This window comes from Acinetobacter sp. UBA3461 (assembly GCF_002381195.1).
In the GTDB taxonomy this organism is placed as follows: domain Bacteria; phylum Pseudomonadota; class Gammaproteobacteria; order Pseudomonadales; family Moraxellaceae; genus Acinetobacter; species Acinetobacter schindleri.
On sequence record NZ_DFRO01000042.1, the window covers coordinates 19,292 to 45,089 of the forward strand.

A 25,798-nucleotide genomic window follows, 5' to 3' on the forward strand; every position below is an offset into this window, starting at 1 on the left:
AAAATGCTGCGAATTGAATCCATCGCAGCCTCTTATTTTAAAATGAAGTGACTTAGAGTTTAGGCTGTTGCATTAACTCAACCAGGGCCTGTGCAGCTTTGGACTGGGTACGTCCCGGATGCCAGACCATGCCAAGCTGGCGATTCATTTCCAGAGGAATATCCAGCTGTTGCAAGTCATGATTTACAAGAGTTTGTGGTAGTACTGACCAGCCCAGACCAATGGAAACCAGCATGCGGATCGATTCGAGTGGATTATTACTCATGGTGATCTTTGGTTTGACACCACGCTTTTCAAACTCTGCCATGGTAATTTGCGTGGTATAGGTTTGTGCAGACGGTAACAGGCTCGGGTAATGCACCAGATCGTCCAGTGACAGATTCTTCTGCTGGGCCAATGGATGGAAGGGAGCAACTACAAACACCAATGGATCGTTCCAGATAGTCACATAGTTCAGCCGTTCATCGCCATGTGGAGGTAAAGTCAGGAAAGCCAGTTCCAAGTCACCGGCAATCACCTGTTCATGCGCCTGTTCAGAATCAACAAAGTGCACATCCAGGGTCACATCCGGATATTGCAGTACATACTGACGCAAATGTGCTGGAAGGTGATGTAGACCAATATGATGACTGGTACCAATTTTCAGTTTGCCCTGAATCTGGCCTTGTTCATGACTAAGGGTATGATGAATATCGCCCAGTTCATTGAGCCAGTTTTTCACTTTCGGTAACAGCGAATGCGCGGCATGGGTTGCTTGTACACCACGACCCGCTGATTCAAACAGCTTGACTCCAAAATACTCTTCCAGACTATGAATCCGTTTGGTCACGGCGGGTTGAGTAATAAAAAGCTGATCTGCCGCCAGAGAAATTGATCCAGTTTCCATGACTTTTACAAAGGCTTCAAAGGCTGCGAGATTCATCTTAATCACCTATAAAGATTTTTTATGCGTATCTCTATTGTTGTAATATTTTAAGAATAAATCAAAGGAAAAGTTGTATCTATTGCTGTAAAATCCGACATTCATTGATCGCTAATACAATAGATAGCTGGAAATAGCGGCTCGAACCCAAAAAAATATTTTATAAAAATCGGATATGCATCAATAAAAAAAGCCACCGAGGGTAAGCGGTGGCAAAACGAGGAATAAGGACAGAAAAGAATTTAGGCTGTGATTTCCTCATTATTGCTCTGTTCAGATTTTGCCTCCCAGGCTTTTTCGTGGAAGAAGAAAGCAACAGCCTGAACAGTCGGTTCTAATAAACTTAATGCAATTGCCATGGCTAAACTACCAGTTACAAAATAACCGACTAACATGGCTACCGTGATGTGCATGACGTAATAGCTCAAGGTTTTCTTGAACATACGCTGATTATCTACAACAAATTTTTGAACGTGTGCCATGTCGATATTCCTCAAAAAATAAATTCAATGTTTTCTGTATGAATAAATAATAATAATTCTCATTTAATTTGTAAAAACGTATATTTTGTAAAAAATGATCGGAAAATTAGATTAAATAAAAATCAATATTGGTCTGTTTAGAATCCAATTTTAAAGATTCCAAAAAGTTTATTAACTAATAAAAATGATAAATTAGATTTATGTGACCGCAGCGATATAATCAAAATTAGAGATAGAATTTACCCAGTCCAGTGGAGTACATCGACATGGCAGGCGAGACCCAAACAGCAAAAACATTATACGATAAGTTATGGGATGACCATTTAGTAAAACAGCGTGACGATGGTTCAGCTTTACTTTATATCGACCGTCATTTATTGCATGAAGTAACTTCTCCGCAGGCATTCGAAGGCTTACAACTGGCGGGTCGTAAACCATGGCGTTTAAGCGCGAACGTGGCAACGCCAGACCATAACGTACCGACTTCTACCAAAGAACGTTCAGAAGGTATTTCTGGGATTGAAGATGAAACTTCACGTATCCAGGTACAAACCTTAGATGACAACTGTAAAACCTTTAATGTGATGCAGTTTGACATTAATGATGTTCGGCAAGGCATTGCACATGTTGTGGGTCCAGAACAGGGCTTGACCTTGCCAGGCATGACGGTGGTATGTGGTGACTCACATACTGCAACGCATGGTGCTTTCGGCTGTTTGGCACATGGTATCGGGACTTCTGAAGTTGAGCATGTATTGGCAACCCAATGCCTGGTTCAAAAGAAGATGAAAAACATGTTGGTGCGCGTTGACGGCAAACTGGGTCAGGGCGTAACTCCAAAAGACGTAGTTTTAGCCATCATTGGCAAAATTGGGACTGCGGGTGGTACAGGCCATGCCATCGAATTTGGCGGTCAGGTCTTCCGCGACATGTCGATCGAAGGCCGTATGACCGTATGTAATATGGCGATCGAAGGCGGTGCCCGTGTTGGTATGGTCGCAGTCGATGATAAAACCATTGAATATGTGAAAAACCGTCCATATGCACCGAAAGGTGAGCAGTGGGATCAAGCGGTTGCTTACTGGAATACCTTGCATTCTGATGAAGGTGCGCACTTTGATACCGTTGTGGTATTACAAGGTGAAGAGATTGAACCACAAGTATCTTGGGGGACTTCTCCTGAAATGGTGATTCCAGTCTCTCAAGCAGTGCCTACTTTAGAACAAGCCAAAGATGACGTACAACGCAATGACTGGACACGTGCTTATCAATACATGGGTTTAACTGCTGGTCAGGCCTTGTCTGATATCCAGTTAGACCGTGTATTTATCGGCTCTTGTACCAATTCACGTATTGAAGATATTCGTGCTGCGGCTGAAGTGGCGAAAGGTAAAAAGGTTGCACCGAGCATTAAACAGGCGATGGTAGTTCCAGGTTCTGGTTTGGTCAAAGCACAAGCTGAATCTGAAGGTTTAGATAAAATCCTGATTGAAGCAGGCTTTGAATGGCGTGAGCCGGGTTGTTCAATGTGCTTGGCCATGAACGCTGATAAGTTACAACCGGGCGAGCACTGTGCATCTACCTCTAACCGTAACTTCGAAGGTCGTCAGGGCAATGGCGGTCGTACCCACTTGGTGAGCCCAGCAATGGCAGCAGCAGCAGCAATTGCCGGTCACTTTGTTGATGTACGTTCATTCTAATCGGCTAGTAGGAGCAAAGACATGAAAGCTTATACCGTTGAACAAGGTATCGTTGCACCATTAGACCGTGCCAATGTAGATACCGACTTAATTATTCCAAAACAGTTTTTAAAATCGATCAAACGTACCGGTTTTGGTGAAAATTTATTTGATGAATTGCGTTACCTGGATGAAGGTTATTTAGGTCAGGATAATTCAAAACGTCCCTTAAACCCTGATTTTGAGTTAAACAAACCACGTTACCAAGGTGCATCAATTTTAATTTCACGTGCTAACTTCGGTTGCGGTTCAAGCCGTGAGCATGCGCCATGGGCATTGAATGAATACGGTTTCCGTACCGTAATTGCACCAAGCTATGCGGATATTTTCTTCAATAACAGCTTTAAAAACGGCATGTTGCCAGTAATCCTGTCTGAAGAAATTGTTGACCAGTTATTTAAAGAATGTGCTGCGACTGAAGGTTATCAATTAACAATTGATCTTGCAGCGCAAGAAGTACGCACACCATCTGGTGAAAGCTTCAAGTTTGAAGTTGATCCATTCCGCAAGCATTGTCTTTTAAACGGTTTGGATGACATCGGTTTAACTTTGCAGGATGCCGATGCGATTCGCGCTTATGAAGAAAAAACCAAACAATCTCGCCCTTGGGTATTTGCAGAAATTAGTGGCTAAATCTAGTTAAATTGTCATAGCGGGAAAGTCTAACCCTTGCTAATATCGTGAAATCATGGAAATTTCGTTTGGGTTAGACATTCAGCATGGCCAGCTATTGGAAACAGTTATTTGCATTGGGTACGGTTTCGATGTTAATGACAGCATGTCAGACCATCGATACGATACAGTTGAAGAAATTGACAGATTCGGCTGTAAATAGTTCAGATGCCCTGATTTATTGTTCAGGTACCCACGATTGTAATTTTGAACGTATGGATGATATCAAGATCATCAATGCTGAAAAGCGACATGTGGAGAGTGAAGCGCTCAAGCTCAAGCTTGTGCGTTTACAAGCAAAAAGCCTGAAAGAGCCTAATCCGGTTTACCTGTCGGTACCCGCGGGGCAGCATGAACTGGTGGTACGCTTTTATCCGATTAGTCCGGATAAGGCCGAAGTTCTACATGTATTCCAGAACTTCCAGGCCAAGCATAAGTACACCTTTAAGATGTATCGCCAGCGCTCGACTCGAAACACCAGCTTATTGCAGGCCTCTGCACCTGATCCACTGTGTGTAGATCTGTTGCAGAACACCAAAATAATTCGACGCTTCTGCAAGCCATACAATGTTGAAACTGGCATTGCCGAGTTTGTAGAACAGAAAATTTAACCCAGTCAGCGAAATGCTGACTTTATAAATGGAATATCTCATGTCTAAACAAATTTTGATTTTAGCTGGTGACGGCATCGGTCCTGAAATTGTGAAAGCAGCAGAGCAAGTGCTGACTCGCGTAAATGAAAAATTTAATTTAGATCTAAGCTGGGAACATGGCCTGTTGGGTGGTGCTGCGATTGATGCACATGGTGCACCTTATCCAGATGTGACGTCTGAGCAGGCAAAAAAAGCTGATGCAATTCTGCTTGGCGCTGTGGGTGGTCCTAAATGGGATACGATTGAACGCTCAATTCGTCCTGAACGTGGTCTGTTAAAATTGCGTAGTGAACTGAACCTGTTCGCGAACCTGCGTCCGGCGATTCTCTATCCGCAACTTGCTGATGCGTCTAGCCTGAAACCTGAAATTGTAGCTGGTCTAGATATCCTGATCGTACGTGAATTGACAGGTGGTATCTACTTCGGTCAACCACGTGGTATCCGTGAACTGGAAAATGGTGAAAAACAAGGTTTTAACACTGATGTGTATTCAGAGTCTGAAATCAAGCGTATTGCCAAAGTTGCATTTGAACTTGCCGGTCTGCGTGGCGGTAAAGTATGTTCAGTCGATAAAGCAAACGTGCTTGAAGTGACTGAGCTTTGGAAACAAACCGTTACTGCATTGAAAGAAGAGCAATATCCAGACATCAACCTGTCGCATATGTATGTCGACAATGCTGCAATGCAGTTGGTACGTGCGCCTAAACAGTTTGACGTAATTGTCACTTCTAACCTGTTCGGTGACATTCTGTCTGACGAAGCGGCAATGTTAACGGGTTCAATTGGTATGTTGCCATCTGCTTCTCTAGATGAGAATGGCAAAGGCATGTATGAACCATGTCATGGTTCTGCACCAGACATCGCAGGTCAAAACCTAGCAAATCCATTGGCAACCATTCTGTCTGTTGCAATGATGCTGCGTTACACCTTCCGTGAAGAAGCGGCTGCAAAAGCAATTGAAGATGCAGTAGGTCATGTATTGGATCAAGGTTTACGTACTGCGGATATTATGTCCGAAGGCATGAGCAAAGTCGGTACAGTGGAAATGGGCCAGGCAGTAGTTGCTGCATTGAACTAAATTTCACTCCAGAACTGATCAATAAAAAACGCAGCTCAGGCTGCGTTTTTTTGTGTCTGCTGAATTAACAGGTTCGGCCGGTATATTTCACTGCTTGTGCAATATTGTCCTTGAGTTCAAAAACAATTTTACATTGCAGGTTTACGTCATAGCCACGCGATGGACTATGTGTCACCGGAATGGGTACGGTTCCAGTGCCGGCAACCGGATGCTGAGCGACAGAGAGTGGAAGTGCAACGGGACGCTGCACGATATAGACCAGTTGCCCGGCTGAAAGTACAGGTTCATTTACCTGCTGGTAGCCGAGTTTGCTTAAATCCAGATTGGCATAAATGGTTTGGCTAGACTGTCCAATATACTGCTGTAAATAAGCGTCACGTTCGGCTTGAGACAGGGTAGGCGTATGCGTACATGCAGACAACAGCAGAAGCATGCCTGGTAACACGAGTTTCATTTGGCGAAATGCAGATAACATATTTTCTGACTCCTACAAAAGCCATTGCGGTTATTGTAGCGAGGAGAAAACGAGCTTATTGTTGTAATTTGACACACGGTAGAGAGAAGTATCCTGATAAATTGGACCTCTCATTAAATCTCATACAGGTTTTAAACTTCACTGGACACAGTTTAGCAAGCTTTACCGGTATAACGAATGTCCTGAACAATTTCATCTTTCAAGTCAAACCAGATTTGGCATTTCATCTTAATGTTATAACCTCCATTCGAAGGCATTGGAATTGGTGCACCAGGGGAGATACTTTGACTAATATTAGGTGTACCCATCGGAATATTCACATCCCGGAAAATAGTATAACTGAGAAAGTCTGCTGTTTGAATGGGGTGCTGGGAGGTTTTAAATCCCATTGCACGAAGATCAAGTTGGCTGTGAACCTGTGCGGCAGTTTGACCGATATAGGGCTGTAGAGAATGATGCAGATGCTGATTGCTGCCTGTAGCACATGCAACAAGAGACAAGCTGGAAAGCAGAGTCAAATATTTCATATTCATTGTTTTTATAAATATTGTTTTAATTAAATTGAATAGTCTTGTAATTCTCAGGCTATGTCAAATTGTTTTATTTATTGGTAAATAATGAATAATTAAAGTCACAAAAAAAGCCACCCTGATCAGTGGCTTTTTTTACTGACGCTAAATCTTAGCGTGCACGATAAGTGATACGACCCTTAGTTAAGTCGTAAGGAGTCATCTCCACTTTTACACTGTCGCCAGTCAAAATACGGATATAGTGTTTACGCATTTTACCAGAGATATGAGCAATCACTTCGTGACCGTTTTCTAAACGTACACGGAACATAGTATTAGGAAGCGTCTCGGTGACAACGCCTTCGAACTCGATGAGTTCCTCTTTATTGGCCATAGCCTACCTAAAAGAATAAATTAGAAAGGCGCAAATTATAGTCAATTTTTTCGTATAACACAAGGCATAGCAGGCTTTAGACTGATCATCTGAAAGTAAAATAAGCGAAGCATCAGTACAAATATTTTAACTAAAAAACTGCTTGTTGATGTTGTCAGTTTGGTCAATCACAGTTAATCTAAAAAATATCTTTTTAGGTATAAATGAAGCACATACAAGGAAGGTTTTTGAGTGGGTCAGCTAACAGATGCATCGGTTGTACTGCGATTAGGCTACCAGGCGATACGTCGTGCGGGTTTGCCAACCGAAGAATTGCTTACTAAAGCAGGAGTTGCCTTAAACCAGGTTGAAGCCAATGACCGTACCCCGTTGAGTGCACAGTATGCATTCTGGGTCGCGGCAGAAGAGGTCAGCAAGGACCCTGATATCGGCTTACATTTGGGTGAACACCTGCCACTTTACCGTGGTCAGGTCATTGAGCATTTGTTTATTTCATCAGAAAATTTTGGTGAAGGGCTAAAACGTGCCTTAGCTTACCAGCGCCTCATCAGTGATGCCTTCCATGCGCAACTGGTCGTGGAAGATGACCGCTGTTATTTGACCAATGGTGAACAGCTTTTTGCCGAAAACATCGTCAATCGTCATTTCACTGAATGTGCCATGTCTGGTGTACTGCGTTTCTTTAAGTTTATTACCGAAGGGCGTTTTGAACCGATTTATATCGACTTCAATTTTTCTAAAGGCGCAACTGATGATGAATACTTCCGTGTCTATGAATGCCCAGTAAGTCTGGGACAGAAAGAAACACGTCTTTATTTTGATTCAAGTATTCTTGAATATCCGCTTTGGCAGGCAGAACCAGAATTACTCCAGCTGCATGAGCAGTTAGCAATTGAAAAGCTGCAAGAGCTGGCACGTTATGATCTGGTGGGTGAAGTGCGCCGTGCCATTGGCTCAACCTTGGAAAGTGGGGAAACCACGCTAGAAACAGTCGCTGCCCAGCTGAATATTACTCCCCGCCGTTTGCGTACTCAGCTGAGTGAAGCCAATACCAGTTTCCAGCAGATCCTTTCGGATTATCGTTGCCGTCTGGCTAAACGCTTACTGGCAGGCACCAGTGAAAGTGTAGAGCGGATTGTATATTTAACCGGTTTTTCTGAACCAAGTACCTTCTATCGTGCTTTTAAACGTTGGACCAATGAAACGCCAGTGGAATATAGAAAGCGCAAGCAGCGTTAAATCCCTCCTAACCTCCCTTTAAAAAAGGGAGGAATTTCCTCTCTTTCCAGAAGGGGGGAGAGGAGGTAAATTAATAAAAAAGGATTTAATTATTCTGGCATGTTTAACCAATGTGGTCCCAAGGGCACTTTCGGTAAATTAAATTGCTCAGGATAATGTGCCTGAATAAAGTAGAGTCCATCTGATGGTGCTGTCACACCTGCCGCTTTACGGTCTTCTGCAGCAAAGATGGCATCAATCTGATCGATGTCATACATGCCCTGACCAATTTCCAGCAAACAGCCCATGATATTGCGCACCATATGATGCAGGAAGCCATCAGCCTGAATATCCAGGACCAGATAGTGACCATGACGAATTAGGCGACAATGATGCACATGGCGTACAGGTTGATTAGATTGACAGGCAGAGGCACGGAAACTTTCGAAATTATGTGTGCCTTCAAACTTTGTCGCAGCCTTAATCATCTTGTCGACATCTAAATCGTAATGGATATGGGTGACCTGTTTATGCAATAGCGCAGAACGCACAGGGTGATTGTAGACTACATAACGATAACGACGGGCTTGGGCTTTAAAACGGGCATGGAAATCCATGTCCATTTCCTGAATCCACTGAATTACAATATCTTTAGGAAGCTGACTATTACAGCCGCGTAACCAGCCATATTCGGAGCGATCAGCAGAGGTATCGAAGTGAGCAACCATATTGGTGGCATGCACGCCGGCATCAGTTCGACCTGCACCATGCAGGATAATAGTTTCATTGGCGACTTTAGACAGAATCTTTTCAATCGTTTCCTGCACGCTTGCTACGCCGGGCTGTTGGGTTTGCCAACCTCTGTAGTGTGCTCCACTAAATTCAATACCGACTGCAAAACGCTGCATATTCACCTCAAGATTCAACTAATCAGACCAATGGTGATGCCATTGCTCCACGCTGTCGTATTGTAAATACATTTTCAGGGCTTTTGCATATAGATCGGCATGGCCATAGGCATCATTGAGTAAAATCCGGCAGTCCTGCACCCATTCAGCAATAGCATAGCGTTGGTCTGTGCTCCCGAAAGGTACCTGTGTAGTCAAAACTACAGCACAGCCAGCATTATAGAACTCATCAAAGAGCTGAATGAGATCAGGATTAACTGCGAGATTTCCTGTGCCAAAGCCCTGCAGAATCAGGAAATTTGGAGGTGAAGCCAATAATTGCTTAAGGTTATGAAGCTGCTGATCTAGCCCAACCGGCTGCATCATTATACTCAGGCAATTAAATTGCTGTGCCTTAATCAAATCTTGTGCAGTAATGATATGTGTATATAGTTGCGGTGGAATTTTTACTTCTGCATCTATGCCAGCAAAGGCCTTTAGTTCAGTAGTATGTTGCTTTAACGCTGTTCTGCCATGAACCAGTTCCTGGTTAAATGCCAGATAAACGCCCATCTCGACCTGCTGTACAGAATCTAGAGCAAAGCATAGGTTGTCCAAAGCATCACTAAATTCGCGTGGCTGTTTGCCAGCTGCATTTAATAATGGATACTGGCTACCAGTTAAAACCACATAGGCCGATTGCCCTAAAAGATGCGCAAGCACGGCACAGGCATAGCTCATGGTATCTGTACCATGAATGATAACAAAGCGCTGATAATTCTGAGCCTGCAGTTGCTGAATAAACTGAATCAAGGCTAGCCAGTCAGGAGCAGTACATGCACTGCTGTCCTTAATTACAGGGGCGCAGAAGCACTCTACTGAATGCGTGTCTTCATGCAATAATTCTTTTAGTTTTATAAAAAAAGATTCGGCAGGCATAGGAGCGAGTGGATCACCAACGCATCCAAACGTACCTCCCATATAAATCAATGCAATATTTTTCATCATAAAAAAAGCAGCCATAGTGACTGCTTTAGTGTAGAACGAATTTACTTAAGAAGCGATTCGATTCAGTAATTGATCAACATGGGTGCGTTGTTGTGGACTGTAGTCCGCTTCCTTTTCTGTCAGGATTTCACGTGCGGCATCATAGGCACCCAATTGGATATACTGCTCTGCCAATTCCAGATTTAATACTACTTCATCAGTTTCCGTTAATTCAGGGAATGATTGAACCAGTGGATCATTTTGATGAGCGGTTGAAGTAACGGGCGCAGATGGAATATCAAAACTGATTGCCGCACTGGCTGGTTTTTCAGGAACGGCATCCAGTTTAAAGTCCAATTCTGAGACAGCAGGTACTGCTGGACTTATAGGTTCATGTGTAGCTAAACCTGATAAATCAAATTCTGGTACTGCGATTTCTGGCTGAGTTTCTGTGGTTGACGTTGTATCTGCCGAGAAAGAAAAATCAAGAGGTTGAACTGATTCTGCAGTAGGTACTGGTGTCACTTCTGGTTTTTCTGAGTTGCCTAAGTCAAGCTTAAAGTCCATAACCGGTGCGGCAGTTTCAGGCTCGGCAGCAGGTGCAATTTCAGTTTCAGCTTTTGTTGAGCTATCTAAGTCAAAGCTAAAGTTTAGTGCAGATGGGGTCGTATCCGGTATTGTCGTCGGTACTGGCTCAGATACTGCAGGAGCGTCAGAAAAGTTAAACTCTAAACCTGTAGCTCTTGGGAGATCCTGGGCTGCATCACTTGCTGGTTTAGTCAGAGTGGGCTCAAAATTAAATTCCAGCGGCTGGATATCATTCTGTGATGGCGCCGGCTCAAATACAGCTTTTTGAGGCTTATTTTGTTGTTGCAGTTCATCAAAAGCAAGATCATTAACTACTGGGCTGTGGGTGGGAAATAGCTCTTCAAAGGCAGCAGTGTTGTCTACAGGTGCTGCCTCATTTACTGATGAGCCAGCACTTAACTGCGCAGAAGGAAAATCAATTGTATCCTTGGTTGAAGTAGCTGAATTTTCAAACTCTGCCTTTTTAGTTTCTGCCTGCGCAAGAATGTCATCCAAACCGAGTGAACGGACATGTGTGATTAACTGAGAAATGGCAAATTCATCTTTCTGCTGAATATGGATATCAAGGAGCAACAGATACAGTTCATGCTGGGGGTTGTCTTTTTTGAGTGCCTGATTGATTTGCGCTTCAGCGGCAAAGAAATTTCCTTCATTGATCAGGCGCTCAATTTTCTTGCGCAGATCTGCTGAAAGAGCAATAGCTTCCTGAGGGTTCGCTGCAACTTCTTCAACCACCCGGGTTTTTGCTGGGGTAGCCCGTGCTGAACTGGTGGTTTTTCTCGCTTTCGCTGTAGTTGTCTTTGGTTTATCTGACTCTTGAGCATCCTGACGTTTTTTGACTACAATCAGAACGATGATCAATAAAATTAATGGAATCACATAAATCAGCATGATAAGTACCCCTTAGAGATAGAGGACTCCATATATCCACTCATCCCTGTAAATCAATGTATGTAATGATTAGTTAATTGGCTTTTTTATCTGCCTGTTGTGCTTTGAGCTGTTGTTGCAGTCGGGCAAGACGGGCATTTAATAATTGAATTCTCTGATCCTTCTGATTAAGCGCCAATTCTAATTCAGTTACGTTTCTCTGTAATTTAACGGTTTTTTCTCGAACTGTCATAACTTTTAATGACAACTCTTTCGAAGTTTGATGGTCTAATGTGTTTTGATTTGCAGAAAGTTGCTTAGTTTCTTGTTGGTTCTCAGCAACCAGGCTCATTTCAGCTTGATTTAAACGATATTTGGTACTGCCTTTAGCCTTATTCTGAACTTGTGCAAGCTCAGATGTCTTGACGGTAATTGGCTGTTTTTGTGCGGGCGCAATATTCAAATTCAGTGCCGCACCACGTTTCAGGCGATTCGCATCTCCGCCAATAAAGGCCTGTTCATTATTTTTTTTAATTTGCTGCATGACTTCACCGACACCGCGGTTTTGTTCCTGAGCAATACGTGCAGCAATTTTCCAGAGAGATTCATTGGATTGAACCACATAACTTGCTTTTGCAGTAGATGTCGGGCTCGCTTGAGGGGAGTGTTGCACTGGAGCCGAAGCTGCTTGAGGCGGTTTTTTAGGAGTAACTTGCTTCTGTTTTGCGACTTGTTCTTCGGCATATTTTTTAACTAATGGGTCGCTGGAATTCGATTGTGGCGCAGCAGCAGGATAGGTCGCCACTGGCTTTTGATTTTGTACTTTTTGAGCTGGTATATCTTGATTCTGCTGTGCAACAGGTGCTACTGATGTATCTTCCGCTACCTGAGTTTTTACTTGAGTTGTAGGGGTGGCAGGATTTTTTTGCAGACTATTTGGGACCAGAGGCTTTTGTTGAATAGCTGGTATTGCCGGTTCAGCGATTGATGTGGGTGTCGTCAAAGTACTTGTGACTGGACGCGTATTCACAGCTGTAATAGCTTCCTCAACCTTGGCTGGAGCCTGAACAGCGGGAGTCGTTATCGATGTTGTCTGAGGGATAGAGTTTGGTGATAATGGTGGTGGAGCAAGACGCTGTACAGCCAATAGTTTTTCCAGAGCCTTGGTATTCGCTGCTGCAGTCTTGTATTGCGTACTGACAGGTAAATTTAAACCAATTTCATTTTCATTCACCACCACGACTGGGGTTAATGTTCGTTCATTCGCGCTGATTGAAGCTTTTAGCAGATCTGTCTTGGGTTTGAGTGTGGTCTTGATGTGTTGTAAGCGTGCTGCATTGCCTTCTTTAACCTTAACTACAAAATTCAGATCATTTTGAGTGATTGGGCGTGAAGAGGTAATAGTAATCACACCTGTTCCATTGCTACTACGACGGGTAAAAAAATTAAGATGACCGGGAGGTTGATGCGTAGTGCCCAGCGTCATTAAATCTTCTGGCGTAGCTAAACTCACTTCAATCGGTATATTGATATCTGACTGACGGAAATTCATTTCCGCATAGAGTAATTCCCCGGGTGCCGATTGAACCTGAACTGGCTCAACCGTGATTGCAAAAACAGGCTGTGCAATCATCATGGTTAAAGTAGCAATTTTGAATTTTTTATATACAGTCATCTTCATTCTAGGCTCAGCATCGGTCATATTATAGGCAGTATGGCTCGATGATTGGGATGTCTATGTTTGTTCAACTATTTTCTTGATAGTGACACAAAAAAGCCGATCAATAAAGATCGGCTTTTAGATTGATTATAACGTGCTTAATTAAGCATTTTTATAATCGATCAGAATGCGTAGCATACGGCGTAAAGGCTCAGCAGCACCCCAAAGTAACTGGTCACCTACAGTGAATGCACCCAGGTATTCTTTACCCATGTTCATTTTACGCAGACGGCCGACTGGAACAGTCAATGTACCGGTTACTGCGACAGGCGTCAGATCAGTCATTGATGCTTCACGTATATTTGGTACCACTTTGGCCCATTGGCTAGACTGACGAATCATATCTTCGATTTCATTCAAAGGTACGTCACGTTTTAGCTTCAAGGTAATTGCCTGAGAGTGACAGCGCATTGCACCGATACGTACACAGTGACCATCGATTGGAACGATCTGCTGGTTGCCGAGGATCTTGTTGGTTTCAACCTGACCTTTCCATTCTTCTTTCGACTGGCCGCTTTCCAGCTGCTTGTCGATATATGGAATCAGAGAACCAGCTAGCGGTACACCAAAGTTTGCAGACGGGAAGCCTTCACCACGTTGTAATTCAGCAATTTTAGAATCAATGTCCAAAATTGGAGAGCGTGGATCATCGAGTAGGTCTTTAGTATTGTTATACAGGTAACCCATGCCTGTGATCAGCTCACGCATGTTTTGTGCACCTGCACCAGATGCCGCCTGATAGGTCATCGAAGTTGCCCATTCCACCAGGTTGTTCTGGAAGAGAGAACCTAGGCCCATCAGCATCAGGGAAACCGTACAGTTACCGCCAACGAAAGTTTTAGTACCTTTCACTAGGCCATCTTTGATCACGTTCAGATTAACCGGGTCAAGTACAATGATTGCTTCATCATCCATACGCAGGGTAGACGCAGCGTCAATCCAGTAACCATTCCAGCCTGCAGCTTTCAGCTTAGGGAAAACCGCAATGGTATAATCGCCACCTTGGCAGGTAATAATGACATCCATTTGCTTCAGACGATCAATGTCTGTCGCATCCATAAGTGCTGGGGCAGTTTTACCACCAAATGCCGGTGCTTCACCACCTGCATTACTGGTAGAGAAATAGAATGGCTCAAAATGAGCAAAATCATTCTCTTCAACCATACGTTGCATTAGGACGGAACCAACCATCCCGCGCCAACCGACCAGACCTACTTTCATGTCACTTTGCCTCGGTGCGTTAAAAAATTAAAGGGGGTTCGAGTGTACCAAAAAGGGACTCAACTGCAATAGCTACACAATAGAAACATCAATAATATTGAGCGAAATATCTTGTTTATGTTACATACAAAATTGATAACGCAGATTTTCTTCTAGAAAAAATAACAACATAGTAAAAGAGTCACTTTATGATTTTGTTTATTCAGATATTGTCAGTGCTGGTCATCTGGCTCAGTTTCTGGTCCCTGATTCCTCGTGATGAATGGTGGATCCGTGGCGCCGATTTCCCGCGACTACAAATTCTGATCATTGGCTTCATTGCACTAGGGCTTTATATATTCTGGGAGCATTCCTGGACCTTGATAGACCAAAGTATTTTTGTAGGACTAGTCGCGGCACAAGCCTACCAGTTGAAGATGGTCTTGCCTTATACCTTTATCTGGAAGAAACAGGTGAAGAAGGTCAAACGGCAGCAACTGGATCCAAGCAAACAAATTTCTTTACTGGTTTCTAACGTGTTAATGACCAATGAAAAATATCATCTATTACTCGAACAGATTCAACGTTTAACTCCAGATCTGGTACTGACGCTGGAAACCAATTCAGAATGGCAGAAACAACTCTCAATGATTGAAGCGGACTATCCGTACCGTGTACCTGTGCCTTTAGATAACCTTTATGGGATGCATCTCTACAGTAAATTAAAACTCAGTGACACCGAAGTGAAATTTATTTTGAGTAATGAAATTCCTTCAATTCATACCACAGTCACTTTACGTTCTGGCCATCCGGTTCAGTTATATTGCCTTCATCCGAAACCGCCAAGTCCGACTGAAGCCAAGGACTCGAAACTGCGTGATGCTGAATTGCTGATTGTTGGAGATCAAATCAAGGATCTCGATGAAAGCTGTATTGTGATGGGCGATTTAAATGATGTCGCCTGGTCACGTACTACACGTTTGTTTCAGCGTATTAGTGGCTTGCTCGACCCGCGTGTCGGGCGCCGTTATGTGAATACCTTTCATGCCGATTATCCGATGTTCCGCTGGTCACTTGACCATGTCTTCCACAGTACCGACTTTGCTTTAGTCCATATGGAGCGTTTGCCACATGTGGGCTCGGATCATTTTCCGGTGTTTGTGGTACTACAAACCGGGCGAGTCTTTGATCATGTACAAGAAGAACTGGAACAGACTGAAGAAGATGAGCAACAGGCTCAGGAAGCTATACAAGAAGGTATTGAAAAAGCTGAGAAAGAAGAAAAAATAGTCACAGATGAAATTGCTCAAACCTACAAAAATAGTTCAAAAGTGTGATGGATTTATCGGAAAAGTGTACGAAATAGCTTACACAGATTGGGGTCTTAAACGATATTTATTCCTCGATGATTCTAATATTCTGCTTATATCAGCACAGGGAGTCGGGAAGGGAATTTCTCATAAGGAAGACGAAGCTGAATGAAGACATCATGGATATGATGATGAAATGGAAATCGCAAAAAACCAAGAATTAAAATGTTGAAAGCACAACCTCATTAACCCGGGTTTTTACAGGATGTAGAGCCCGGGTTAAACTATTTTAGAGCTTTAATTTTCTTTTTTAGTTAATTGATTATTAAAACAATTTATAGAGTTGAAATAATTTCTGAAAAACGTGTATGCAGTTTATTATTTCTGACAGTGACTCAGCCCAGGAATTTGAAATATTTGAACTCTATCATGCCAATCGATGGTCAGCAGCTAAAAAAAACCGCAACTGCTTTTAGAAGCCTTGAACCATTCTCATAGTCTTGTGACTGCCGGTATGAATGGTCGACTGATTGGACCCGGCAATGCCATTTCTGATGGCTATCTGGTGATGTATTTTCCCATTTACTGGTTTATCCAGAATTACAAGGGCCGGCATTGGTCGCCGAATTATGCAGGCCATGCTAGAGCGTTATTCAAGATTTCATCAAAAAATTTTAGTTGCTGACCAGCATGCTACCGGCTTTTATCAGGCTTTAGCTATGTTGGTCATACTGAAGCCATGTGGATTTATCAGGGAACAAATCATTAATCCATGATTAAAGAGCTCGAGAACTCAATAAATCGAATCATAACCCTGTGGGCGGGTCTTAAAACGGCGATGGAACCACATATATTGCGTTGGGGCGATCCGTAACTGGCGTTCAATAATCTGGTTCACGCGAGTGGCATCATCCAGTTCATCTGCGCTTGGCAGGTTTTCAACGGGTGGCTCAATCAGGACATGATATTTTGGGTTTTTGATATCGCCGTGACGGTAGAAATACAGTGGGATCGCAGCGGCTTTGGTCATTTTTAATAAACGACGATGTGCGGTCACGGTTGCAGCAGGAACACCAAAAAATGGTGCCATTACGCCTTGTTTTAAACCGAAATCCTGATCCGGGCTGTACCAGATCGCATGTCCATTTTTCAGATTACGCACCAGACCACGCATATCATCATGGTCAATCTGGTTGGCATAAATTGTGGCGCGGCAGCGATAAATCAGCATATCCAGCAAGGGGTTATTCTGCGGACGATAGACGACATCCGGTTCAAAATACTGGGCACACAGGTAGCCGCCAGCATCCAGCAGGGTAGAGTGCGTACCGAGTAATAATGCACCTTTTCCTTCAGCTTGTGCTTGCTGGATATATTCCAGACCTTCAATAGTTACACGGCCTTTAAACCACTTTGGCGTGTACCAGGCATTTAAGGTTTCAAACACACCGAGCATCTGGTCAATAAAGACCTGACGGGAATTTTCCTGCACTTCTTGCGCAGACCATTCTGGAAAGCACACTTCCAGATTGCGCACTGTAGTTTCACGGCGAGATTTGAGATATTTAAAACTTAAGCTACCCAGTAAAGAAGCCAGACGGTACTGAATCGCCCAAGGTAAAATCGCCAGAATCATCAGGAATACAATGCCAATCCATATTCCCCAATACTGGGGAGACAGGAAGGTCCACTGAAATTCTCCGGGTTGGTAATCTGGCTTTTTACTCATAATCTGCTATTTAAATCTCAAGATATCTGCAGTGTAGCAGAAGAGCTTTTTGAAACAAAAAAGTGAAAATAAAAAAAGCATCTGTACGAATACAGATGCTTGGCATTGGAGAAATAGAAAACTTAAGCTTTGGTCATATTTTCCAGTTCATCCCAACGTTCCATTTTTGCCAGTAAAATCTCGTCAATTTCACCTAAACGTTCAGATGCCTTGGTCGCTGCTGCTGCATCTTTCACAAACCATGAGCCATCTGCCAGTTTGTCAGAAAGTTCAGCCTGTTCACTTTCCAGTGCTTCGATTTCTGCAGGCAATTGTTCAAGTTCACGTTGATCTTTGTAGCTGAGTTTCACCTTTTTTGGTGCAGGAGCAGCCGTAGCCGCTGCGGCTTCAGCTTTGGCTGCGGCTTTTTTAACGGCAGATTTTTGATCGACTGCTGTCTGGTTCGGACGCTGTTCTAAATAATCCTGATAACCACCGATATATTCATCGATATTGCCTTTACCATCAAATACCCAGGTTGAGGTCACGACGTTGTCCATAAAGGCACGGTCATGCGAGATCAGCAGTAATGTGCCTTTATAGCCACTTAACATTTCTTCTAATAGTTCAAGGGTCACCATATCCAGATCATTGGTTGGTTCGTCCATCACAATCAGGTTTGATGGTTTAAGCAACAGCTTTGCCAGCAAAATACGGTTACGTTCACCACCAGACAGTGCTTTTACTGGTGTACGGGCACGTTCAGGTGAGAACAGGAAATCTTGTAAATAGCTATAGATATGACGACGACTGCCATTGATATCGACATGGTCAGAACCTTCAGCGACATTATCTTTTACCGATTTTTCCAGATCCAGTACGTTACGTAACTGGTCAAAATAAGCCACTTCAAGCTGTGTACCAGTTTTCACCGTGCCGCCATGCTCAAGCTGGCCTAAAATCGCTTTAATCAGTGTGGTTTTACCAACACCGTTATCACCGACTAAACCAATACGGTCGCCACGCATTACCAGTGCCGAGAAGTCATTAATGATTGGTGCATTGTCACCAAATTTCACGCTGAGATGTTCAATCTCAAATACGACTTTACCAGAACGGCTCGCATCCTGAGTTGCCATGCTCACTTTACCTTGTTGTGAGCGGCGTGCTTTTGATTCTTCGCGTAATGCTTTAAGCGCACGGACACGACCTTCGTTACGGGTACGACGCGCTTTAATTCCCTGGCGAATCCATACTTCCTCTTCAGCAAGACGCTTGTCAAACAGCGCATTCTGCTTTTCTTCGGCTTCCATCTGCTGTGCTTTAAGCTCGAGATAACGTGAATAGTTACCTTCGTAGCTACGCAATGTACCACGATCCAGTTCAACAATACGGGTTGCAATGCTGTCTACAAATGAACGGTCATGCGAAATAAACAGAAGCGTTAAATTATTTTGATCGAGCAGGAATTTCTCTAACCATTCAATACTTTCCACGTCCAGATGGTTGGTCGGTTCATCAAGTAACAGAACGTCTGGTTGAGTGAGCAGGGCACGAGCCAGCAGTACACGACGCTTACGACCACCGGATAAATCGGCAAGGTCTGCATCCGGATCTAGGCCCATTTTACTCAGGATAGAGTTCACCTTGGTTTCTAAAGCCCAGCCATCCAGCTGATCCATCTTGTGCTGCAATGAACCCATGCGGTCACAAGCTTCCATATCACCCAGTACGCAGGCTTCGCTGGCTTCATGATAAGCACGTAGAACTTCTGATGCTTCACCTGCGCCATCCGCCACGATATCGGCGACTTTGCCTGAATCCATCGGCACGTCTTGGGCCAACATGGAAATTGTGATGCCATTTTGTAAGGAAACTTCACCACTGTCAGGTAACAGGCTTCCTTCAATCAGTTTAAGTAAGGTAGACTTACCTTCACCATTACGGCCAATCAAACACACTCGTTCACCGCGTTCTAAATTAAAGTTAGCGCCGTCGAGCAGTGCAGGTCCGCCAAACGCGAGTTGGACGTCCCTTAGGGTAATATATGCCATAATGGTTTCCTGAAATCCTATGATGAGGACTTAAAATGACTAAACAACAAAATCTAAATGATCAGGCGTCATTTTCCGCACCCATTGAAGATTTGCAAGTCCGAATTGCATTTTTGGACGATTTAGTTGAACAGTTGAATCAGCAGGTGACCAGGCAGAATCTGGAAATCATCAATCTTCAGAAGCAAATGACGCTGTTATATCAACGTGTTGAGTCGGCAGATTTGTCCGAAGGCATTGCAGAATTCGACCCGATTATTGATCGACCACCGCATTATTAATTATGTAATTGGTCATGTAGAAAACCCTCCATTGTGAGGGTTTTCGCTTTAATGGGTTTATGCTTTGTTTCAGCAGGGTAATCCTAGTCAGTAAAACTAGCCATGCTGAAAATAATTTGACCTTTTTCACGCTTGCCCCTCTAATAGCGCTTCCAGGTTTTGTTCAGATTGGTGTTCCATGTCACAGAAAGTTGTTTTACTCGATCTTGAAAATAATTTCCCGACCGCCACTCTATTACGTGAAATCACCAAGCATTATCCAATCTTGTACCTGTTTAGCTGTGCCGGCAAGTTTGAATTTGAACTAGAAGATCTGACCGAACTGGCAGGCTGGATCGCCAGTGGGCAAGTGGTCATTCTGGACATTCCTGAAGCTGAACACCGTGAATATGAATATGCGGTCATTGTCGGACAGCTGATGGCACTGCTGGAACCGGACACGCATGTGGAACTGATTTCAGCCATGGACAGCAGTGAAATGCTGATGCAAATGCTGATTGCATCTGACATTAGTTGTAGCCTGATTCAGGTACAGGCAGAACCGGAGCAGGATAAAAAAGCCAATCCTAAATTCAATATCCCAAGTCTCGACACGATTCAGCAGAAACCCGCTTTACAACTGGTGAAAAAATATTGTGATGCACTGGCGAAAATGCCAGGCAAGCCAACCACACTGGAAAGCCTGAAAAATTCTGTGGCAAATATTCTGCAAGTACTGCCAGGCAAAGCACAGCATGTAGTCGGAATGCTGATTAACTTCAAGATTGTAAAACGCTATGAGGATCAGATTGCCTTCCGTAAAAAGGTATTAAAGCAATGGTCACAACTGGATCTGTCTGCTGCACCAACTACATCGCTTGATCTGAGTCAGGCCATTGCTGAATTGACCCCGGAAGAGCCAGAAAAAGTCATTGAAGAACAATCTGCCATTCAGTCTGCACAACAGGGATTGTTCAAAAACTTTGACCGCATTGATCCGGTACAAATGGAAGTGGCACGCAAGCTGCGTGAACTGCAAGGTGACAAGCCTAAAGATATTTATGAATTGCGAGATTTACTGGAACAGTTATTTCCAAAATCCGATGTGCGTTTATTGCTGAAGGAACTGCTGGAGAAAGGCTATATTTACTGGAATGGTCATGAAGTTCTCTACAGCCATGAGATGTTCCTGAATTAATTTTGTCGCGCAAACTTGCGTTTTATATTGAGCTTATGCAACTCTAATAATAGAACATAAAGGTTGAGCTATGGAAAATACAGGAATCTGGGTTGCTGTCGTCATCATTGTATTTGTACTGGGATCTATTTTTGGTCTGCGTGTCAGCCCACGAGAAAGAGCTTTGGGCATGATGCGTGAGAAAGCCCGCAAGATGGGATTACACCCACGTCTGGTTGTGGCTCCTGACTGGACCAAAGTGCCGATGGCCACTGAAAAGCGTGCCAGTATGGTGGCTTATTATAGTGTGCTGATACCAGACGCACGTTTGCCACTGATGCGTGCCCGTGTGGTCGATCAAAAGCTTGAGCTGGTACAAGGCGATGACAAATTTAAAGATTTTCCCATTGCATTAAAAGGCATTTATGCTATTGATATGCAGGCAAACTGTGTTGGACTGTATTGGGATGAAGAAGCTGATCTAAAAGCGGCCCAGCTCGATGACATCAAGGCACTATTACATTCCTTGGCTGAACTTTAATTTTTTAGAATATACAGGATTAACGGTTAATTATGGCGAACGCTCCTCGGTCCACATCAAAAAGCAGCACAGCGAAGTCTTCCGACGCTGGAAATAAGCGTGCCTTAGTGATTGTGGAGTCGCCTGCAAAAGCGAAAACAATCAACAAATACCTCGGTTCGAACTACATTGTGAAATCATCTGTCGGTCACGTGCGTGATTTGCCGACAGGCGGCTCTGCCAAAAGTACAGAGAAAAAACCAGCAACGCGAACCAAGCTGACTGAAGCAGAAAAGGCGGAAAAATCACAGCAGGCGTTGATTAACCGTATGGGCGTAGACCCGGAACACGATTGGAAAGCCAAATATGAAGTCCTGCCTGGCAAAGAACATGTGGTTGCTGAACTGAAAAAACTGGCCTCGCAAGTCGATGAAGTCTATCTGGCAACGGATTTGGACCGTGAAGGGGAAGCGATTGCCTGGCATTTAAAAGAAGTGATCGGCGGTGATGATTCACGTTACCAGCGTGTGGTCTTCAACGAAATTACCAAAAATGCCATTCAGGAAGCATTCAAGCATCCAACCCGTCTGGATACCAACAAAGTCAATGCTCAACAGGCACGCCGTTTCCTGGACCGTGTCGTGGGCTTTATGATCTCGCCACTACTGTGGGAAAAAATTGCCCGTGGTCTGTCTGCGGGGCGTGTACAGTCTGTCGCTGTAAAGCTGGTCGTGGAACGCGAACGTGAAATTCGTAAGTTCATTCCTGAAGAATACTGGCAGGTTTTTGCAGATACCAAATCCAAGAAAGATGATATTCGTCTGGAAGCGGTCAAGCAAAATGGCAAGACTTTAAAGCTGCATAATAAAGCTGAAACAGATGCTTTACTGAATCTGATTAAAGACGCTGAATATAAAGTTATTAGCCGTGAAGATAAGCCGACCAAGGTGAATCCAAGTGCGCCGTATATCACGTCTACCTTGCAACAGGCCGCAAGTACCCGTCTAGGCTTCTCGGTGAAGAAAACCATGATGCTGGCACAGCGTCTGTATGAAGCGGGCTTTATTACCTATATGCGTACTGACTCTACGTTCTTGAGCGATGATGCAGTCAATATGGTACGTGGTCATATCGAATCTGAATTTGGTGAAAAATACTTACCAGCCAAGCCAAACCGTTATGGCAATAAAGCCGGTGCGCAGGAAGCTCACGAAGCAATTCGTCCTTCAACTGTTGGCTTAAAAGGTGATAGCCTGGTCGGTGTGGAACGAGATGCACAGCGTTTGTATGACCTGATCTGGCGTCAGTTTGTTGCCTGTCAGATGACACCTGCTGAATATTTATCTTCTACCATTTTAGTCGATGCCAATGGTGTGGAGCTGAAAGCCAAAGGCCGTACGCTGGTATTTGATGGTTTCACCAAAGTTCGTGGTGCCAACAAGGCAGATGACGATATTTTATTGCCAGCTGTCAAAGTGGGTGAAGTCCTGAAGCTAGAGAAACTTGATCCTTCTCAACATTTCACTAAACCACCTGCACGCTTCACTGAAGCCTCCTTGGTAAAAGAACTTGAAAAACGTGGTATTGGCCGTCCTTCGACCTATGCCGCGATTATCTCGACCATTCAGGATCGTGGTTATGTGAAACTGGATAACCGTCGCCTGTTTGCTGAAAAAATGGGTGAGATCGTTACTGATCGTCTGGATGAAAGTTTCAACAACCTGATGAACTATGCTTTTACAGCAGATCTTGAAGGTCAGCTGGATAAGGTGGCAGATGGTGAACGGAACTGGAAAGATCTTTTAGACAGCTTCTACGGTGACTTTAAGAAGCGTTTGACCAATGCACAGGGTGAGAGCGGTATGCGCCGTAACCAGCCGGTAGAAGTCAATGCCGTACACTGTAAAGAATGTGAACGTCCAATGCAGATCCGTACCGGAACGACAGGTGTATTCTTGGGGTGTTCAGGTTATAACCTGCCGCCTAAAGAGCGTTGTAAAGGCACACTGAACTTGACCCCAGTTGAGTCTTTGGCTGCACTTTCTGACGATGATGCCGCTGAAACTGCTGATCTGATGTCGAAAAAACGTTGTCCGATCTGCTCAACTGCGATGGACAGCTATGTCATTGATGGCGGTCGTAAACTGCATATCTGTGGTAATAACCCGGACTGTGCCGGTTTTGAACTGGAAGAAGGTGAGTTCAAGATCAAGGGCTATGATGGCCCAACCATTCCATGTGACAAATGTGATGGCGAAATGCAGTTAAAGACTGGCCGTTTTGGTCCTTATTTTGCCTGCACCAGCTGTGAAAATACCCGTAAGGTTTTGAAAAATGGTCAGCCTGCGCCACCGCGTGTTGATCCAATCAAGATGGAACATTTACGCTCAACCAAGCATGATGATTTCTTTGTCCTGCGTGATGGTGCAGCAGGTCTGTTCCTGGCAGCGAGCAAATTCCCTAAAGTACGTGAAACCCGTGCACCGAAGGTGGCGGAACTACGTACCGTTGCAGAGCAGCTGGATCCGAAGTATCAGTTTATCTTGCAGGCGCCAGATGTAGATCCTGAAGGTAATCCAACTCTGGTGAAATTCAGCCGTAAGAACCAGTCGCAATATATTGGTTCAGAAACACCTGAAGGTAAGCAAACCAAATGGTCTCTGGTTTACCAGGATGGAAAATGGGTTGAAGCCTAAAAGCTAAAAGTAAAAAATGCCGACATCAGTCGGCATTTTTTATGGCAGAATAAATTTTAGAAATTTGATTAATAATAAAATTTGGGGAAGGTGTGGATATTCAAACAAAAAAATTCGCAGTGCTCATTGATGCGGATAATTCATCGATTAATGCAATCGCATCAGTATTAGAAGAAGTTGCTAAATACGGTATTGCCAGTGTTAAACGTGTTTATGGAGATTGGAGCAGTGAAACCTTAAAAAATTGGCGCGATGTTTTACTTCCACATGCAATTACACCTGTACAGCAATTTGCCTATACCAAAGGTAAAGACGCAACAGACATGATCCTGATTATTGATGCTATGGACTTACTTTATGCAGGAGCATTAGATGGGTTCTGTATTGTATCCAGTGATAGTGATTTCACGCCCTTAGCTTCACGTATTCGTGAAAATGGTCTCACTGTCTATGGTTTTGGCAAAAAAGCTACACCTGAAGCATTCAAAAAAGCATGTGATAAGTTTATTTATGTTGAAAACTTAATTGTAGATAGTGAAATTAAAAATAATGAGGATAGTGAAGAAACAGACTTAACCGATAAAAAAGTTTCGGATATTAGCAAGACAAGTGGACAAAAAACCATATCTGCCCAAAAGGAAATTCAGTTACCTGAAGGGATGGACCGAGCCACGCTTAATTTAATTTATAAAGCTGTAAAAGATAATGCAGATGAAAATGGTTGGGCCAATTTAAGTATGGTTGGGCAATACATAAGTGCGGTAAAACCTGATTTTGACTCTCGTAATTATGGTCGTGCCAAACTTTCTGGATTAATCAAGACTTTAAATCTTTTTGAAACTAAGATTGAAATGAGCCAGATGTTTCTTAGAAAAATAAAAAAACAGAGTGCTTAAAGCATGTGGAAAAAAATCCGAATCCTGATTCTGCTACTGATTTTATTTGTGGTCGCAGTCAATGCCTATCGTGACCAAAACCAGGACTGGTCCAAGCCTATTTTTGTCTTGTTGCATCCAATTAATGCGGATGGTTCAGCAGCTACCCAACAATATATTCAGCAGCTCTCGGCTCAGGATTTAAATGGAGCACAAGAATATCTGGAAAAGGCTGCGCAGCAGTATCGTGGTCAACCAACATATTTCTATTTTAATCTTGGACGTGAACTGAAAGAATTACCACCTAAAGTTCCTGAGCAGGCCTCAGTTATAGATACCATTTTCTGGAGCCTGAAATTCCGTTTCTATGCCTGGCAACAGCAGCAAAGTTCAGATCCTTCGGCCAATGTGATCTTATATTTAAACTACTATGATCCGGCACAGCATAAAGTGTTAAAGCATTCAACAGCTTTACAAAAAGGCCGGATTGGATCAGTGAACCTGTTCGCTTCCAGGAAACAGACTGAACAAAACAAGATTGTCCTTGTACATGAGCTATTACATGCCTTTGGAGCCAGCGATAAATATGATCTGGCGACCGGTCAGCCGATGTATCCTGTGGGATATGCATTTCCAGATCAGCAACCTTTGTTTCCCCAGGCCAAAGCAGAACTGATGGCAGGACATATTCCAACCTCTCAAACGTCAAGTAAAATGCCAGAATCTTTAAGCCAGACTCTAATTAATGAGATCACTACGATTGAATTGGGTTGGAAACACTGATGTGGATAATGCTGAATTTAC

The 25,798-nt window shown here is 43.6% G+C and carries 24 protein-coding genes; 12 read left to right on the forward strand and 12 right to left on the reverse strand.

The window, feature by feature from the left end:
* Positions 1–52: 52 nt before the first annotated feature.
* Entirely contained in the window at positions 53–922 is an 870-nt protein-coding gene (locus B3D47_RS11635; RefSeq protein ID WP_004890356.1) for a LysR family transcriptional regulator, read from the reverse strand.
* A 242-nt stretch (positions 923–1,164) separates the two neighbouring features.
* Positions 1,165–1,404 carry a DUF2061 domain-containing protein gene (locus B3D47_RS11640; protein WP_004890352.1) on the reverse strand — a complete coding sequence of 80 codons (240 nt, stop codon included), beginning with the start codon at positions 1,402–1,404 and terminating at the stop codon, positions 1,165–1,167.
* Between the two features lie 266 nt (positions 1,405–1,670).
* Between B3D47_RS11640 and leuC the strand changes: the two genes are divergently transcribed.
* From leuC to leuB, 4 genes are all read left to right on the forward strand, one after another.
* The gene (gene leuC, locus B3D47_RS11645; RefSeq protein ID WP_286862147.1) at positions 1,671–3,104 is read left to right on the forward strand and encodes a 3-isopropylmalate dehydratase large subunit; all 1,434 of its coding nucleotides are present in this window, start codon (positions 1,671–1,673) and stop codon (positions 3,102–3,104) included.
* Positions 3,105–3,125: 21 nt separating this feature from the next.
* Complete coding sequence (gene leuD, locus B3D47_RS11650) at positions 3,126–3,776, forward strand: 3-isopropylmalate dehydratase small subunit (RefSeq protein ID WP_008303314.1); 651 nt, start codon at positions 3,126–3,128, stop codon at positions 3,774–3,776.
* A gap of 86 nt (positions 3,777–3,862) precedes the next feature.
* Positions 3,863–4,426, forward strand: a complete 564-nt coding sequence (locus B3D47_RS11655) for a hypothetical protein (protein WP_004890345.1) — start codon at positions 3,863–3,865, stop codon at positions 4,424–4,426.
* A 40-nt stretch (positions 4,427–4,466) separates the two neighbouring features.
* Complete coding sequence (gene leuB, locus B3D47_RS11660) at positions 4,467–5,546, forward strand: 3-isopropylmalate dehydrogenase (protein WP_004890344.1); 1,080 nt, start codon at positions 4,467–4,469, stop codon at positions 5,544–5,546.
* A 64-nt stretch (positions 5,547–5,610) separates the two neighbouring features.
* Here the strand turns inward: leuB and B3D47_RS11665 are convergent, their stop codons facing one another.
* The 3 genes from B3D47_RS11665 to infA all read right to left on the reverse strand — a co-directional run bounded on the left by B3D47_RS11665 (position 5,611) and on the right by infA (position 6,924).
* The gene (locus B3D47_RS11665; protein ID WP_004890341.1) at positions 5,611–6,021 is read right to left on the reverse strand and encodes a hypothetical protein; all 411 of its coding nucleotides are present in this window, start codon (positions 6,019–6,021) and stop codon (positions 5,611–5,613) included.
* 152 nt (positions 6,022–6,173) lie between these two features.
* On the reverse strand, positions 6,174–6,554 hold the full coding sequence (locus B3D47_RS11670; RefSeq protein ID WP_004813323.1) for a hypothetical protein: 381 nt from the start codon (positions 6,552–6,554) through the stop codon (positions 6,174–6,176).
* Between the two features lie 148 nt (positions 6,555–6,702).
* The gene (gene infA, locus B3D47_RS11675) at positions 6,703–6,924 is read right to left on the reverse strand and encodes a translation initiation factor IF-1 (protein ID WP_001284370.1); all 222 of its coding nucleotides are present in this window, start codon (positions 6,922–6,924) and stop codon (positions 6,703–6,705) included.
* 231 nt (positions 6,925–7,155) lie between these two features.
* Here infA and B3D47_RS11680 point away from each other — a divergent pair, with 231 nt between their 5' ends.
* The gene (locus B3D47_RS11680) at positions 7,156–8,163 is read left to right on the forward strand and encodes an AraC family transcriptional regulator (RefSeq protein WP_004813317.1); all 1,008 of its coding nucleotides are present in this window, start codon (positions 7,156–7,158) and stop codon (positions 8,161–8,163) included.
* Positions 8,164–8,252: 89 nt separating this feature from the next.
* Here the strand turns inward: B3D47_RS11680 and truA are convergent, their stop codons facing one another.
* The 5 genes from truA to asd form a co-directional block, all read right to left on the reverse strand.
* Complete coding sequence (gene truA / locus B3D47_RS11685) at positions 8,253–9,050, reverse strand: tRNA pseudouridine(38-40) synthase TruA (RefSeq protein WP_286862151.1); 798 nt, start codon at positions 9,048–9,050, stop codon at positions 8,253–8,255.
* Between the two features lie 18 nt (positions 9,051–9,068).
* Positions 9,069–10,037: an asparaginase domain-containing protein gene (locus B3D47_RS11690; RefSeq protein ID WP_286862250.1), complete on the reverse strand. Its 969-nt coding sequence runs from the start codon at positions 10,035–10,037 to the stop codon at positions 9,069–9,071.
* A 45-nt stretch (positions 10,038–10,082) separates the two neighbouring features.
* A complete protein-coding gene (locus tag B3D47_RS11695; protein ID WP_286862153.1) occupies positions 10,083–11,495 on the reverse strand; it encodes a hypothetical protein in 1,413 nt (470 codons plus the stop codon).
* Positions 11,496–11,568: 73 nt separating this feature from the next.
* Entirely contained in the window at positions 11,569–13,155 is a 1,587-nt protein-coding gene (locus tag B3D47_RS11700) for a hypothetical protein (protein WP_286862155.1), read from the reverse strand.
* Positions 13,156–13,296: 141 nt separating this feature from the next.
* Positions 13,297–14,415 (reverse strand): aspartate-semialdehyde dehydrogenase, encoded by a 1,119-nt coding sequence (gene asd, locus B3D47_RS11705; protein ID WP_286862157.1) that lies wholly within the window; start codon positions 14,413–14,415, stop codon positions 13,297–13,299.
* A 188-nt stretch (positions 14,416–14,603) separates the two neighbouring features.
* Between asd and B3D47_RS11710 the strand changes: the two genes are divergently transcribed.
* Positions 14,604–15,731 (forward strand): endonuclease/exonuclease/phosphatase family protein, encoded by a 1,128-nt coding sequence (locus tag B3D47_RS11710; protein ID WP_218954245.1) that lies wholly within the window; start codon positions 14,604–14,606, stop codon positions 15,729–15,731.
* A gap of 766 nt (positions 15,732–16,497) precedes the next feature.
* On the opposite strand, the gene B3D47_RS11715 is transcribed toward B3D47_RS11710, so the two are convergent.
* Positions 16,498–17,433 carry a lauroyl acyltransferase gene (locus tag B3D47_RS11715; RefSeq protein ID WP_286862159.1) on the reverse strand — a complete coding sequence of 312 codons (936 nt, stop codon included), beginning with the start codon at positions 17,431–17,433 and terminating at the stop codon, positions 16,498–16,500.
* 122 nt (positions 17,434–17,555) lie between these two features.
* Positions 17,556–19,466, reverse strand: a complete 1,911-nt coding sequence (locus B3D47_RS11720; RefSeq protein WP_286862161.1) for an ATP-binding cassette domain-containing protein — start codon at positions 19,464–19,466, stop codon at positions 17,556–17,558.
* Positions 19,467–19,501: 35 nt separating this feature from the next.
* On the opposite strand from B3D47_RS11720, the gene B3D47_RS11725 reads away from it, so the two are divergent.
* The 6 genes from B3D47_RS11725 (at position 19,502) to B3D47_RS11750 (ending at position 25,777) form a co-directional block, all read left to right on the forward strand.
* Positions 19,502–19,747 (forward strand): SlyX family protein, encoded by a 246-nt coding sequence (locus B3D47_RS11725; RefSeq protein ID WP_048882543.1) that lies wholly within the window; start codon positions 19,502–19,504, stop codon positions 19,745–19,747.
* Positions 19,748–19,925: 178 nt separating this feature from the next.
* Entirely contained in the window at positions 19,926–20,924 is a 999-nt protein-coding gene (locus B3D47_RS11730) for a hypothetical protein (RefSeq protein ID WP_005220840.1), read from the forward strand.
* A gap of 70 nt (positions 20,925–20,994) precedes the next feature.
* Positions 20,995–21,444: an ammonium transporter gene (locus B3D47_RS11735; protein ID WP_004813293.1), complete on the forward strand. Its 450-nt coding sequence runs from the start codon at positions 20,995–20,997 to the stop codon at positions 21,442–21,444.
* A gap of 32 nt (positions 21,445–21,476) precedes the next feature.
* The gene (topA, locus tag B3D47_RS11740; RefSeq protein ID WP_286862163.1) at positions 21,477–24,119 is read left to right on the forward strand and encodes a type I DNA topoisomerase; all 2,643 of its coding nucleotides are present in this window, start codon (positions 21,477–21,479) and stop codon (positions 24,117–24,119) included.
* A 92-nt stretch (positions 24,120–24,211) separates the two neighbouring features.
* Positions 24,212–25,015, forward strand: a complete 804-nt coding sequence (locus B3D47_RS11745) for an NYN domain-containing protein (protein ID WP_005220844.1) — start codon at positions 24,212–24,214, stop codon at positions 25,013–25,015.
* A 3-nt stretch (positions 25,016–25,018) separates the two neighbouring features.
* Positions 25,019–25,777, forward strand: coding sequence for a hypothetical protein (locus B3D47_RS11750; RefSeq protein WP_286862164.1), 759 nt, complete (start codon positions 25,019–25,021; stop codon positions 25,775–25,777).
* Positions 25,778–25,798 lie beyond the last annotated feature (21 nt).

Bases quoted from the DNA above. Each gene is read 5' to 3' on its own strand.
- B3D47_RS11635 (WP_004890356.1), bottom strand. From the start codon at position 922: ATGAATCTCGCAGCCTTTGAAGCCTTTGTAAAAGTCATGGAAACTGGA.
- B3D47_RS11640 (WP_004890352.1), bottom strand. From the start codon at position 1,404: ATGGCACACGTTCAAAAATTTGTTGTAGATAATCAGCGTATGTTCAAG.
- leuC (WP_286862147.1), top strand. From the start codon at position 1,671: ATGGCAGGCGAGACCCAAACAGCAAAAACATTATACGATAAGTTATGG.
- leuD (WP_008303314.1), top strand. From the start codon at position 3,126: ATGAAAGCTTATACCGTTGAACAAGGTATCGTTGCACCATTAGACCGT.
- B3D47_RS11655 (WP_004890345.1), top strand. From the start codon at position 3,863: ATGGCCAGCTATTGGAAACAGTTATTTGCATTGGGTACGGTTTCGATG.
- leuB (WP_004890344.1), top strand. From the start codon at position 4,467: ATGTCTAAACAAATTTTGATTTTAGCTGGTGACGGCATCGGTCCTGAA.
- B3D47_RS11665 (WP_004890341.1), bottom strand. From the start codon at position 6,021: ATGTTATCTGCATTTCGCCAAATGAAACTCGTGTTACCAGGCATGCTT.
- B3D47_RS11670 (WP_004813323.1), bottom strand. From the start codon at position 6,554: ATGAATATGAAATATTTGACTCTGCTTTCCAGCTTGTCTCTTGTTGCA.
- infA (WP_001284370.1), bottom strand. From the start codon at position 6,924: ATGGCCAATAAAGAGGAACTCATCGAGTTCGAAGGCGTTGTCACCGAG.
- truA (WP_286862151.1), bottom strand. From the start codon at position 9,050: ATGCAGCGTTTTGCAGTCGGTATTGAATTTAGTGGAGCACACTACAGA.
- B3D47_RS11690 (WP_286862250.1), bottom strand. From the start codon at position 10,037: ATGATGAAAAATATTGCATTGATTTATATGGGAGGTACGTTTGGATGC.
- B3D47_RS11695 (WP_286862153.1), bottom strand. From the start codon at position 11,495: ATGCTGATTTATGTGATTCCATTAATTTTATTGATCATCGTTCTGATT.
- B3D47_RS11700 (WP_286862155.1), bottom strand. From the start codon at position 13,155: ATGAAGATGACTGTATATAAAAAATTCAAAATTGCTACTTTAACCATG.
- asd (WP_286862157.1), bottom strand. From the start codon at position 14,415: ATGAAAGTAGGTCTGGTCGGTTGGCGCGGGATGGTTGGTTCCGTCCTA.
- B3D47_RS11710 (WP_218954245.1), top strand. From the start codon at position 14,604: ATGATTTTGTTTATTCAGATATTGTCAGTGCTGGTCATCTGGCTCAGT.
- B3D47_RS11715 (WP_286862159.1), bottom strand. From the start codon at position 17,433: ATGAGTAAAAAGCCAGATTACCAACCCGGAGAATTTCAGTGGACCTTC.
- B3D47_RS11720 (WP_286862161.1), bottom strand. From the start codon at position 19,466: ATGGCATATATTACCCTAAGGGACGTCCAACTCGCGTTTGGCGGACCT.
- B3D47_RS11725 (WP_048882543.1), top strand. From the start codon at position 19,502: ATGACTAAACAACAAAATCTAAATGATCAGGCGTCATTTTCCGCACCC.
- B3D47_RS11730 (WP_005220840.1), top strand. From the start codon at position 19,926: ATGTCACAGAAAGTTGTTTTACTCGATCTTGAAAATAATTTCCCGACC.
- B3D47_RS11735 (WP_004813293.1), top strand. From the start codon at position 20,995: ATGGAAAATACAGGAATCTGGGTTGCTGTCGTCATCATTGTATTTGTA.
- topA (WP_286862163.1), top strand. From the start codon at position 21,477: ATGGCGAACGCTCCTCGGTCCACATCAAAAAGCAGCACAGCGAAGTCT.
- B3D47_RS11750 (WP_286862164.1), top strand. From the start codon at position 25,019: ATGTGGAAAAAAATCCGAATCCTGATTCTGCTACTGATTTTATTTGTG.